This is a genomic window from Streptomyces sp. ADI96-02 (assembly GCF_003846185.1).
Taxonomy (GTDB): domain Bacteria; phylum Actinomycetota; class Actinomycetes; order Streptomycetales; family Streptomycetaceae; genus Streptomyces.
Genome location: NZ_ML123034.1, coordinates 4,472,524 through 4,484,126, shown reverse-complemented (window position 1 = coordinate 4,484,126; position 11,603 = coordinate 4,472,524). Strand labels below are relative to the sequence as shown.

The window sequence follows — 11,603 nt, the reverse complement described above, 5'->3', positions numbered from 1 at the left end:
AGCGCCGGACGGACCGGATGATCACGGTCCGCCCGGCGCCCTCCCGGCGTAGGAGGGCTTCAGGCCGGTACGGAGGGCTTCAGGCGTACGGCGAGCTCCAGGCGTACGGAGGGGGCTTCAGGCGTACGGAGGGGCTTCAGGCGTACGTGGCGATGTCGTCGATGACGGCGAAGCCCAGACCGTAGGCGCTCATGCCCCGGCCGTAGGCCCCGATGTGCACGCCGGTCCGCGCCGATCCGGCGAGCACCCAGCCGAACTCGGACTCGCGGTAGTGGAACTCCACCGGAACCCCGTCCACCGGCAGCGAGAGCGTCGACCAGGGCGCGCCGCCGAGGTCGTCGGCGAGCGTGAACGCCGTCTCGGTCTGCTGGTCCAGCCAGTCGTCGCGCCGGGTGTGGTCCATCTGGGGCGGCCAGGTGTACGCCAGGAGGCCGGAGCCGGCCAGCCAGGCCGCCGAGGAGGCCGTGGTGGCGTCCAGGACGCCCGTACCGTCGCCGCTGCGGCGCACCGGGCTGGCGGCCACCGTGATCACGGCGGCGAAGCGCTCCTTGTCGCCGGAACCGTCCGTCTTCACCGACGGCTCGTCGCCGTGGCCGGTCGCGCCGTGCTGCACGGTGCCGTCCGCAGCGGTGCCGACCTGCATCAGCCAGCGCGGACCGGTGAAGGCCTCGTCCAGGCCGTACCAGGGGAAGGGCGCGTCCCGGTAGCCGTCGAGTGAGCGCCGGGACGCCGGCGCCGCCTCCTCGGTGACGGTGTCCGGCGCCTCCTCGGCGACGGTGCCCGGGGCACCGTCCGTATCCACCCGACTCGTCGTCTCCATCTGCGCGGCCGCCTCCTCGATCAGTCAAGATCCGGAGCGGCCCGCCCCCCGCGGGCGTGGGCGTCCTCGCAACCGGACAGATGGAGAATAGCCATACCGTCCCGGCGAGTCGGGATTGACCGGGGTCAGGTGGCGTCTGCGTCGAACGGCGGGCGCTCGGCGCGATCCGCCTCCGGGGCCTTCTTCAGCAGGTCAGGAGTGCTGTCAGCGGTCTTGGCCAGGCTCGTCGCGGCGACACCGGCCGAACCGTTCGCCGCACTGTTGGCGGTATCGTCCGCGGCTGCGGAGCGGCCGTTGACCGCGTCGGTGACGTCGGCCAGATCCTTGCGGAGGTCGAAGCTCTCGCGGATCTCCTTGAGCCCCAGGTCGTCATTGCCGTCCATCAACTGCTTGCGGACGAACGTCTTGGGGTTGAGGTCCTCGAACTCGAAGTCCTTGAACTGCGGACCCAGCTCCGAGCGGATGTCCTCCTTGGCGCTGTCCGAGAACTCACGGACCTTGCGGATGGTCCGCGTGACGTCCTGGATGAGCTTGGGCAGCTTGTCGGGGCCGAAGACGAGCACGGCCAGCACCCCGAGCGTGAGCAGCTCCAGTGCTCCTATGTCATTGAACACCTTGCTGCCTCCTCGTGTTCTCCGCGTGTTCTCCGTGGGATCCCGACCAGGTCCGACGCGCGCCCGGACCGGTCAAAGGTACCTGTCGAACCTGTCCGGGCGGTACCTTGCGGTGGCCGTCAGGTGCCGCTCGCCGAACCGAGCGTCAAGGTGACCGACCGTTCCTCGCCGCCGCGCGTCAGCCGCAGGGCGAGCCGGTCGCCCGGCCGGTGGGCGCGGATCTTCACGATCAGCTCCTCGCCGCTGTGCACCCGTTGGTCCTGCACTTCGGTGATGACGTCGCCGGGCTTGATGCCCGCCTTGTCCGCGGGTCCGTCCACGGTGACCGCCGGTCGGCCGTCGGCCCCCTCCGTGCCGACCCTGGCCCCGTCGCCGTTGTACTTCATGTCGAGCGAGACGCCGATGACCGGGTGGGTCGCCCGGCCGGTGTTGATCAGCTCCTCGGCGACGCGCTTGCCCTGGTTGATCGGTATCGCGAAGCCCAGGCCGATGGAGCCCGACTGGCCGCCGGACTCGGGTCCGGTCCCGCTGTCGGCCGCGCGGATGGCGCTGTTGATGCCGATGACGTGGGCCCGTGTGTCGACCAGCGGACCGCCGGAGTTGCCGGGGTTGATGGGGGCGTCGGTCTGGAGGGCGTCGACGTAGCTGACGTCGGTGCCGTCGCCCTTCTCGCCGCCCGCGGTGATCGGCCGCTGCTTGGCGCTGATGATGCCGGAGGTGACCGTGTTGGAGAGGTCGAAGGGCGCGCCGATGGCCACCACCGGGTCGCCGACCCGCACGTTGTCGGAGTTGCCGAGGGGCAGGGGCTTGAGGCCGGAGACCCCGGTGACCTTGACGACGGCGAGGTCGTAGCCGCTGTCCTTGCCGACCAGCTCGGCCGTCGCCGTCTCGCCGCTGCTGAACGTCACGGTGATGTCGCCGCCCGGTCCGGCCGGGGCGACGACGTGGTTGTTGGTGAGGATGTGGCCTCGGTCGTCGAGGACGAAGCCGGTTCCGGTGCCGGACTCCGCGGTGCCGCTGACGTGCAGCGTGACCACGCTCGGCAGGGCGCTGGCCGCGATGCCCGCGACGCTGTCCGGGGCCCGTCCGCCGGTGTCGCGGCCGGCCTGCGGCAGTTCGACCGCGGTCAGTCCGCCGTTGCGCTCGACGTACGCGCCGATGCCGCCGCCGATGCCGCTCGCGACCAGGGTGAGCAGGAGCACTCCGGCGAACGCGGCGCCCTTGCGACTCCTGCGGCGGACCGGCTCGGCCCCGGGCGGCGGGCCCGGCCGGGTCAGCGGCTGTCCCGGCGCGCCCCACGGGTCGTACTGGAGCCACTGCGCGGGCTGCTGCCCGGCGGGCTGCTCGTGGACCTCCGGCGGGGTGCCGGGCCGGGCGGGCGGCGCCTGCTGCCCGTGCGGGGGCGGGAAGGCGTCGGCGGGTGCCGCGCAGGGCGCCGGAGCGGGAGCCGGGATACCCGCGCCGTCCACCGCCCCGTACGGCCCGGAGGGCGGCGGGGCCTGCTGCGGTACGGGAGTGCCGTGGGCCGGTGTGGGCCGCTGCACCGGCGGTGCGGGCGCCCACGGGCCGGGGCCGCCGTAGGGCGGGGTGCTGTACGAGTCGGGCTCGTGCAGCGGCTGCGCGGGTGGCTGCGGCCGGTGCTGCGACTCCGCCGCGCCGGTGCTCGCCGCCGTGTCCGCCGCACCGGCCGCGGACGGGTCCTCGACCGCGGCCCCGCCCTCCGGCTCGGTGCGGGCGGAGCGCGCCGTCGTGGGGCGGCTCCACCACTTCGCCTGCGGCCCGGTGGGCTTCCCGTCGTCCATGCTCTCTCCGCAACTGGCCTCTGCACGCCCCACAGAGGCGTCCTCCCCGGAATTCAACCAGGTTTGCGAACGGGCGCGCAGGGTCCGGTCAGCGCCGAGGGGGAAGCCGGCTCGCGAGGTCGGCGGCGGACGAGTCCTGGACCGGCGCCGAGGGCGTCGGCGCGGCCTTCTTCGGCGCGGCGCCGCCCGCCGTCGCCGCGAGCAGCGGTGTGCCGGCCTGGCGTATCAGGGGCGGCGCGGACACGTTCAGCACGGGGAGCGTGAACGGGTGCCCGCCGAGCGCGGAGCCGCCGCCGAACAGCGAGGGCGTCGTCGTCAGCACCTGCGGCTTCAGCGGCGGCGCTCCGACCGGGACCAGCACCGAGGGCGCCTTGCCGAGCGAGGGGGGCACGGCGTTGGAGGCGGCGGGGACGGGCTGCCGGACGGCCGGGCCCTCGCCGCCGACCGCGAGCGCGCCGCCGCCCTGCCGGCTCGCGGTGCCGGTGCCGCCCGTGGCGCGGGTCTCCGCGTCGAGCGGGGTCATGGTGTTCCCGCTGCCCTCGGCGCGCGGGGCGGGCTCGGGACCGGTGTCCAGCGGGAGCGTCCCGCCGAGGGCGATGGCCGCCAGGGAGACGGCGCTCGCCGCGGCGAAGGCGAAGCGGCGACCGCGCCAGGGGGAACGGTCCGCCTCGCGGGCCACGTCGTGGATGCGGAAGAAGTGGCGGGAGCCGCCGGTCAGCACGGCGGTGGAGCCGTGCACGGCGGGGAGGTAGCCGAAGCCGTCCAGCGGGGAGGAGGGCGCGCCGGAGTCGGCGCGGGTGCTGCCGCCGGGGGTGCGCACGGACGGGAAGAACTCGTCCGCGAAGGGCCGGCCGTCGCCGAACGGTCCGCCGGGCCGGGAGCCGTCGCCGCCGGGACCGCCGGGAAGGCCCTGCAACCGGGCCAGGAACCCCTCGGAGGGCGAAGGTGAGGCGGACATGGCGAAGGCGCTCTTGAGGCGGCGCTGGGCGTCGGCCTCGGCCTTGCACTTGGCGCACGTCGCCAGGTGGGCCAGGACCCGCTCTCGGGCGTCGTGTTTCAGCTCGCCGTCCACCAGGGCGGCGAGCCGGTCCCCCAGATGAGCCTCCGCGGGGGTCGGGCCTGTGCCGCTCACGCCGAGCCTCCCTCCCCCGCCAGGACCGCGTCCGCCAGCGAGCGCTGCTCGGCGCGGGCCTCGGGCGAACGGTGCTTGAGCGCCTTGCGCAGGTGCGACCGGCCGCGGTGGATGCGGCTGCGCACGGTGCCGAGCTTGACCCCGAGGGTGGCGGCGATCTCCTCGTAGCTGAGGCCCTCGATGTCGCAGAGGACCACGGCCGCGCGGAATTCGGGCGCGAGGGTGTCCAGCGCCTGCTGCACGTCGGCGTCGAAGTGGGTGTCGTTGAAGACCTGCTGCGGGGAGGGCTCGCGGCTGGGCAGCCGCTCGGCCGCGTCGTCGCCGAGGGAGTCGAAGCGGATGCGCTGCTTGCGCCGGACCATGTCCAGGAAGAGGTTGGTCGTGATGCGGTGCAGCCAGCCCTCGAACGTGCCGGGGGTGTACGTCGACAGCGATCGGAACACCCGGACGAAGACCTCCTGGGTGAGGTCCTCGGCGTCGTGCTGGTTGCCCGTCAGCCGGTAGGCGAGGCGGTACACGCGACCGCTGTGCGTGCTGACGATCTCTTCCCAGGAGGGCGGGGTCCACGCCGGGGATTCCGCATCGGATGCGAAGGTCGCGGTTGGTGCGGAGTCGGTGGAAGAACGGTCAGCGATGTAGGTCACGGATTTCGGCTCACCCGCCGACCTGAGCAAGCGCCTCAGCACTCCTCCCCGGTCCACAGGCGCAGCCGCACCTCCCCTGTCGGCTCTGGTGGTGTCCAGCGGAGCCCCTACCATAGCCACCTCGCCCGTTAGCTCCGGATAAGCCTTTTCCCTGATGGGGCCGGGCGTCGCCCGGAACTTCCCGCCCCTCGCCGGTCCGATCCGCGGCCCGGTCCGCTGCGCTTTCCCCACTCCTTGCACAACGCCCGGTCCCATCTGCGGGTTCCCGGGTCCAGCGGATACAGTCACCGTTGCGCCAACTATGGGGACGGGAGAGGGTCATTACCGCCAACCGGCAGACGAGCTGGGCGTTCGCCGACGCCTTTGTCGCCGAGGACGAAGCACTGCACCGGGCCCGGGAACGGGCCCGTGAGGCAGGGCTGCGCTCGGTGTCCCCGGGCACCGGCGCCGCGCTGCGCCTGCTGGCTGCCGCCGCGGACGCCAAGGCGGTGGCGGAGATCGGGACCGGCACCGGCGTGTCCGGCATCTACCTGCTGCACGGCATGCGGCCGGACGGGGTGCTGACCACGGTGGATCCGGAGCCCGAGCGGCAGCAGTTCGCCCGGCAGGCGTTCCGCGAGGCGGGCTTCGCCTCCAACCGGGCGCGCTTCATCCCCGGTCGGGCGCTGGACGTCCTGCCCCGGCTCGCGGACGGCGGGTACGACCTCGTCTTCTGCGACGGCGACCGGCTGGAGAGCCTCGACTGCCTCGCTGAATCGTTGCGCCTGCTGCGCCCCGGCGGGCTGGTCTGCTTCGAGGGCGTCTTCGCCGACGGCCGCACGGTCGACTCGGCGGCCCAGCCGGCCGAGGTGCTGAGGCTGCGGGAGCTGCTGCGCGCGGTGCGCGAGAGCCAGGAGCTGATGTCGACGCTGCTGCCGGTCGGCGACGGGCTGCTCTGCGCGGTCCGGCGCGGCTGACCCCGTACGGTCGCGGCTGACCCCGTACGGTCGCGCGGCTGACCCCGTACGGTCGCGCGGCTGACCCCGTACGGTCGCGCGGCTGACCCGTGCGGTCGCGCGTCCGGGCCCGGACGCACCACTGCCCCGGCACGTCATCCGTGCCGGGGCAGTGGTGCAGGTGATGGGCGTTCCGCGTCAGCCGACGACCTTCTTCAGCGCGTCGCCGAGGGCATCGGCCTCGTCCGGAGTCAGCTCGACGACAAGCCGACCGCCGCCTTCGAGCGGAACGCGCATGACGATGCCCCGCCCCTCCTTTGTCACCTCGAGCGGGCCGTCGCCCGTCCGCGGCTTCATGGCCGCCATGCTCGTTCCCCTTCCTGAAACCAGCTCATCGCAACCGGCGGCCCCATGACAGGCGCTGCCTCACCGGCATCGAACACATTGCTTCTTCGCCATTATCCCGCATCAACGACCCCGATGACCAACATCGGTCTGCATCGCTTCCGCAACGCACTCTCTCAAAACCACTCAATTCGGCGATCCGGCTGCGATACTGCGCCACCCCGCACCCCTGGGCGGAAGCCAATTGTTAGACGCAGGTCACATCTCCGCCCCGCCCGCGGTCGGCCATGCTTGCGTGCAGGGCAACGATGCCCGGCAGCGAGGGGATACCGCAATGGCAGACGAACCGGCGACCAGCGTGCTCTACGACGTGAGCGACGGTCTCGCGACGATCACGATCAACCGGCCCGACGCGATGAACGCGATGAACACGGCGGCGAAGGCGGCGCTCCGGGACGCGCTGCGGGACGCGGCGGCGGACCGGGGCGTGCGGGCGGTCCTGCTCACCGCTACCGGGCGCGCGTTCTGCGTCGGCCAGGACCTCAAGGAGCACGTCGCCACCCTCGCGGCCACCCGTGAGGCGGGCAGCGGCAACGCGCTGAGCACCGTGCGCGAGCACTACAACCCGATCGTCCGGGCGATCACCGAGATGCCGAAGCCGGTCGTGGCCGGGGTCAACGGCGTCGCGGCGGGCGCCGGGTTCGGCTTCGCCCTGGCGGCCGACTACCGCGTGGTGGCCGACACCGCCTCCTTCACCACCTCCTTCGCGGGCGTCGCGCTGACGGCCGACTCGGGCGTGTCCTGGACGCTGCCCCGGCTGATCGGCCAAAGCCGCGCCGCCGACCTGCTGTTCTTCCCGCGTTCGATCTCCGCGCAGGACGCCTACGACCTGGGCGTCGCCAACCGGGTGGTGCCCGCCGCCGAGCTGGCGGAGCGGGCCCGGGAGGTGGCGCGGGCGCTGGCCGAGGGGCCGACGGTGGCGTACGCCGGGATCAAGGAGTCGATGGCGTACGGGGCCGGGCACACGCTCGCCGAGACGCTGGAGAAGGAGGACGAACTCCAGACGCGGGCGGGCGCCTCGCTGGACCACACCATCGCCGTGGAGGCGTTCCTCGCCAAGGAGAAGCCGGTCTACCGGGGCGAGTGAGCGCCTTCGGGTCCGCCGCGCGCCACGCAGTCGGCGAGGTGGTCGTCGACCAGCCCGCACGCCTGCATCAGGGCGTAGGCGGTGGTGGGGCCGACGAAGCGGATCGACCGCTTCTTCAGCTCCTTGGCGAGCGCGATGGACCCGGGGGTGACCGCGGGGACGTCGGCCAGGGCGCGCGGGGCGGGCCGGCCGGCCGGGTCCGGGGCGTAGGACCAGATCAGTTCGTCCAGCTCCCCGGCCGGCCAGTCGGCGAGCACCTTCGCGTTGGCGAGGGTGGCGTCGACCTTGGCCCGGTTGCGGATGATGCCGGGGTCGGCCAGCAGCCGCTCCCGGTCGGTGTCGGTGAAGCGGGCGACCTCGGCGATCCGGAACCCGCTGAAGGCCGCCCGGAAGGTCTCCCGGCGGCGCAGGATCGTGATCCAGGAGAGGCCGGACTGGAACGCCTCCAGGCTGAGCCGTTCGAACAGGGCGTCGTCGCCCCGGACCGGGCGGCCCCACTCGGCGTCGTGGTAGTCGAGGTAGTCCTCGGTGGACAGGGCCCACGGGCAGCGTAGGCCGCCGTCGGGTCCCGCCACGGCGTCGCCGCTCATCGTCCGTCCTCCTCGGTGCGGTCCGGACCGCCGGACGGGCCGTGCGGCGGGGCGGGCCGCTCGTCGCCGCGGCCCGCGCCCTGCCCGCCGGGCTGCTCGAAGAGGTCGGGTCCGGTCACCGCGGACGCCTGCGCCCCGGCCAGCGCCGACTCCAGCTCCGCGATCCGGGCGTCCCGCTCGGCCAGCTCCGCGCCGAGCCGCGACAGCGCCTCGTCGACGTCCGTCATCCGGTAGCCGCGGACGGTCATGGGCAGGCGCAGCGCCTCGACGTCGGCGCGGCCCACCGGGCGGTTGGCGGGCAGTGGATCGGTGAACCGCTCGGGGGTCACGTCCTGGAGCACCGCGCTCCCGCCGCCGCCGACCACCGCGAGCGTGACCGCGGTGACCACCACGACCATCGTGAGCAGCAAATACCAGAACACGCGCATCTCCTCGGGGCGGAAACCTCGTCGGCCCCGATCGTGCCATGCGGCGTCGGCGGTGCGTGTCTTTCACCCGGATCGCGGCGGCCGGCGGCGGTGGGGGCGGCCGGGCCGGGGCGGGTGCGGGGCGCGCGGTACGGTTCCGGGGCACGCGGGCCCGGCATGATCCACAGGGGAGACTTCGAGGCGCTGCCGGGCCACTGAGGAGGAGACAGGGGATGCGAGAGGGTGCGCTGAGGCTGGGGCGGCGGGAGTTCGGCCCGCACGAGCCGGTGATCATGGCGATCGTGAACCGGACCCCGGACTCCTTCTACGACCGCGGCGCCACGTTCCTCGACGAGCCCGCGCTCGCCCGGGTCGAGCAGGCGGTCGCCGAGGGCGCGGCGATCATCGACATCGGCGGGGTGAAGGCCGGGCCCGGCGACGAGGTGACCGCCGAGGAGGAGGCGCGCCGCACGGTCGGGTTCGTCGCCGAGGTCCGCCGCCGCCACCCGGACGTGGTGATCAGCGTCGACACCTGGCGCCACGAGGTGGGCGAGGCGGTCTGCGAGGCGGGGGCCGACCTGCTGAACGACGCGTGGGGCGGGGTCGACCCGCGGCTGGCGGAGGTCGCCGCCCGGTACGGGGCGGGGCTGGTGTGCACGCACGCGGGCGGCGCGGAGCCGCGGACCCGGCCGCACCGGATCGCGTACGAGGACGTGATGGCGGACGTCCTGCGGGTGACGGTGGGCCTGGCGGAGCGGGCGGTGGCGCTGGGCGTGCGGCCGGACGGGATCATGATCGACCCCGGGCACGACTTCGGGAAGAACACCCGGCACTCGCTGGAGGCGACGCGGCGGCTCGGCGAGATGGCGGAGACGGGCTGGCCGGTGCTCGTCTCGTTGTCGAACAAGGACTTCGTCGGGGAGACGCTGGACCGGCCGGTGAAGGAGCGGGTCGTCGGCACGCTGGCGACGACGGCCGTCTCCGCCTGGCTCGGGGCGCGGGTGTACCGGGTGCACGAGGTGGCGGAGACGCGGCAGGTGCTGGACATGGTGGCGTCGATCGCGGGGCACCGGGCTCCGGCGGTGGCGCGCAGGGGGCTGGCGTAGGGTCCGCCGCCCCGGCCGGGCGGGGGCCGGGGCGAGGCGCGCCGGGGCGAGGGCGGGGCGCGGCCGGAACGGGGCGGCCTAGCGGCCGACCTCCTTCGTCACCATCATGACCGCCTCCTCGACGTCGTCGGTGACGTGGAAGAGCAGCAGGTCCTTCTCCGACGCCTTGCCCTGGCCCACCACCGTCCCGCGCAGCCAGTCGACCAGGCCGCCCCAGTAGGCGGAGCCGAACAGGACGATGGGGAAGCGGGTGACCTTGCCGGTCTGGACGAGGGTCAGCGCCTCGAACAGTTCGTCCAGGGTGCCGAGGCCGCCGGGCAGCACGACGAAGCCCTGGGCGTACTTCACGAACATCGTCTTGCGGACGAAGAAGTAGCGGAAGTTGACGCCGATGTCGACGTGCGGATTGAGCCCCGACTCGAACGGCAGCTCGATGCCGAGTCCGACCGAGACGCCCTTCGCCTCCCGGGCCCCCTTGTTGGCGGCCTCCATCGCGCCCGGTCCGCCGCCGGTGATCACCGCGAAGCCCGCGTCGACCAGGGCGCGGCCGATCTCCACGCCCGCCTCGTACTCCGGTGTGCCGGCCGGGGTGCGGGCCGAGCCGAAGACGCTGATCGCGCTCGGCAGTTCGGCGAGCGCGCCGAAGCCCTCGACGAACTCCGACTGGATGCGCATCACCCGCCAGGGGTCGGTGTGCACCCATTCGGAGTCGCCCTCGGAGTCCAGCAGCCGCTGGTCGGTCGTGCCGGGCTGGACCTGCTCCCGGCGGCGCACCACCGGGCCCAGCCACTGCTCCTCGGGCCCGACCGCGCCGTCGGGGACCTCCGCGCCCTCGGGGATCCGTGCGTCCTCGGCGTTGCCCATGTTCCGCTCCCTCCACCGACCTGCGTGTGCTCTGTCCGGCCAGCGTAGATCCACGGAGGTGGCGTGCGGGGGAATGCCGGGTGTCAGCCCGTGAGCCAGGAGCGCAGCCGGTCCTCGCAGTGGGTGATCTTCTCGACGGCCACGTGCTCGTCGCGCTTGTGGGCGTACATCGGGTCGCCGGGGCCGTAGTTCACCGCGGGGACGCCGAGGGCGCCGAAGCGGGAGACGTCGGTCCAGCCGAACTTCGGCCGGGCGGTGCCGCCGACGGCGGTCATGAACGCCTGGGCGGCCGGATGCGAGAGGCCGGGCATCGCGGCCCCGGAGTGGTCGTCGACGACGAACTCGTCGACGCCGCAGTCCGCGAAGACCTCGCGGACGTGGGCGACGGCCTCCTCCTCGGTGCGGTCGGGGGCGTAGCGGTAGTTGACCACGACGGTGCAGGCGTCCGGGATGACGTTGGTGGCGACCCCGCCCTCGATGCCGACGGCGTTCAGCCCTTCGTGGTATTCGAGGCCGTCGACGACCGGGCGGCGCGGTTCGTACGCGGCGAGCCGGGCGAGGACCGGGGCGGCGGCGTGGACGGCGTTGGACCCCATCCAGCTGCGCGCGGAGTGGGCCCGCTCCCCCGTCGTCCGCAGGTGCATCCGGAGTGAGCCCTGGCAGCCGCCCTCGACCTGCGCGTCGGAGGGCTCCAGCAGCACGGCGAAGTCCCCGCTGATCCAGTCGGGGCGGGCGGCGGCGATGTGGCCGAGGCCGTTGAGGTGCCCGGCGACCTCCTCGTTGTCGTAGAAGACGAACGTGAGGTCGCGGTTGGGCTCGGGCACCGTCGCGGCGATCCGGAGCTGCACGGCGACCCCGGACTTCATGTCGGAGGTCCCGCAGCCCCAGAGGATGCCGTCGCCGTCGAGCCGGGAGGGGACGTTGTCGGCGATCGGCACGGTGTCGATGTGCCCGGCGAGCACGACGCGCTCGGCGCGGCCGAGGTGCGTGCGGGCGACGACGTTGTTGCCGTGCCGGTCGACGGTCAGGTGGGGCAGGGCGCGCAGGGCCGACTCGATCGCGTCGGCGAGGGCCCGCTCCTCTCCGCTGACCGAGGGGAAGTCGACCAGCCGGGCGGTGAGCGCCGGGCCGTCCAAGGTGAGGTCAAGCGTGCTTTCGGCCATGCCCCCGACCCTAGCGACTTCTACGGCGGTCATC

At 73.6% G+C, this 11,603-nt stretch carries 13 protein-coding genes; 3 read left to right on the top strand and 10 right to left on the bottom strand.

The genetic code is table 11. The features are described from left to right. Positions 1-136: 136 nt before the first annotated feature. The 5 genes from EES43_RS19905 to sigE all read right to left on the bottom strand — a co-directional run bounded on the left by EES43_RS19905 (position 137) and on the right by sigE (position 5,126). On the bottom strand, positions 137-820 hold the full coding sequence (locus EES43_RS19905) for a hypothetical protein (RefSeq protein WP_124269956.1): 684 nt from the start codon (positions 818-820) through the stop codon (positions 137-139). A gap of 125 nt (positions 821-945) precedes the next feature. Next, positions 946-1,434 (bottom strand): sec-independent translocase, encoded by a 489-nt coding sequence (locus tag EES43_RS19900; RefSeq protein WP_124269955.1) that lies wholly within the window; start codon positions 1,432-1,434, stop codon positions 946-948. A gap of 119 nt (positions 1,435-1,553) precedes the next feature. Further along, positions 1,554-3,236 carry a trypsin-like peptidase domain-containing protein gene (locus tag EES43_RS19895; protein WP_124269954.1) on the bottom strand — a complete coding sequence of 561 codons (1,683 nt, stop codon included), beginning with the start codon at positions 3,234-3,236 and terminating at the stop codon, positions 1,554-1,556. An 88-nt stretch (positions 3,237-3,324) separates the two neighbouring features. Next, positions 3,325-4,368: an anti-sigma factor family protein gene (locus EES43_RS19890; protein WP_124269953.1), complete on the bottom strand. Its 1,044-nt coding sequence runs from the start codon at positions 4,366-4,368 to the stop codon at positions 3,325-3,327. Next, complete coding sequence (sigE, locus tag EES43_RS19885) at positions 4,365-5,126, bottom strand: RNA polymerase sigma factor SigE (RefSeq protein WP_206430200.1); 762 nt, start codon at positions 5,124-5,126, stop codon at positions 4,365-4,367. The genes EES43_RS19890 and sigE overlap by 4 nt, the downstream gene beginning before the upstream one ends. Before the next feature lie 176 nt (positions 5,127-5,302). Between sigE and EES43_RS19880 the strand changes: the two genes are divergently transcribed. Further along, the gene (locus tag EES43_RS19880) at positions 5,303-5,968 is read left to right on the top strand and encodes an O-methyltransferase (RefSeq protein ID WP_124269951.1); all 666 of its coding nucleotides are present in this window, start codon (positions 5,303-5,305) and stop codon (positions 5,966-5,968) included. Positions 5,969-6,145: 177 nt separating this feature from the next. Here the strand turns inward: EES43_RS19880 and EES43_RS19875 are convergent, their stop codons facing one another. Beyond that, on the bottom strand, positions 6,146-6,313 hold the full coding sequence (locus EES43_RS19875) for a DUF3117 domain-containing protein (RefSeq protein ID WP_003966491.1): 168 nt from the start codon (positions 6,311-6,313) through the stop codon (positions 6,146-6,148). 313 nt (positions 6,314-6,626) lie between these two features. Between EES43_RS19875 and EES43_RS19870 the strand changes: the two genes are divergently transcribed. Next, positions 6,627-7,439, top strand: a complete 813-nt coding sequence (locus EES43_RS19870; RefSeq protein WP_124269950.1) for a 2-cyclohexenylcarbonyl CoA isomerase — start codon at positions 6,627-6,629, stop codon at positions 7,437-7,439. On the opposite strand, the gene EES43_RS19865 is transcribed toward EES43_RS19870, so the two are convergent. Together EES43_RS19865 and EES43_RS19860 are read right to left on the bottom strand one after the other, a co-directional pair. Continuing rightward, the gene (locus EES43_RS19865; RefSeq protein WP_124269949.1) at positions 7,424-8,029 is read right to left on the bottom strand and encodes a DNA-3-methyladenine glycosylase I; all 606 of its coding nucleotides are present in this window, start codon (positions 8,027-8,029) and stop codon (positions 7,424-7,426) included. The two genes, EES43_RS19870 and EES43_RS19865, sit on opposite strands and share 16 nt — an antisense overlap. After that, positions 8,026-8,457, bottom strand: a complete 432-nt coding sequence (locus tag EES43_RS19860) for a cell division protein DivIVA (RefSeq protein WP_124269948.1) — start codon at positions 8,455-8,457, stop codon at positions 8,026-8,028. Before EES43_RS19860 ends, EES43_RS19865 begins: the two co-directional genes overlap by 4 nt. A gap of 212 nt (positions 8,458-8,669) precedes the next feature. On the opposite strand from EES43_RS19860, the gene folP reads away from it, so the two are divergent. Continuing rightward, complete coding sequence (gene folP / locus EES43_RS19855; RefSeq protein ID WP_124269947.1) at positions 8,670-9,542, top strand: dihydropteroate synthase; 873 nt, start codon at positions 8,670-8,672, stop codon at positions 9,540-9,542. Positions 9,543-9,620: 78 nt separating this feature from the next. Here folP and EES43_RS19850 read toward each other — a convergent pair whose 3' ends face one another. Together EES43_RS19850 and dapE are read right to left on the bottom strand one after the other, a co-directional pair. Continuing rightward, entirely contained in the window at positions 9,621-10,406 is a 786-nt protein-coding gene (locus EES43_RS19850; RefSeq protein WP_124269946.1) for an LOG family protein, read from the bottom strand. Between the two features lie 83 nt (positions 10,407-10,489). Beyond that, positions 10,490-11,569: a succinyl-diaminopimelate desuccinylase gene (gene dapE / locus EES43_RS19845; protein WP_124269945.1), complete on the bottom strand. Its 1,080-nt coding sequence runs from the start codon at positions 11,567-11,569 to the stop codon at positions 10,490-10,492. Between the last annotated feature and the right edge of the window lie 34 nt (positions 11,570-11,603).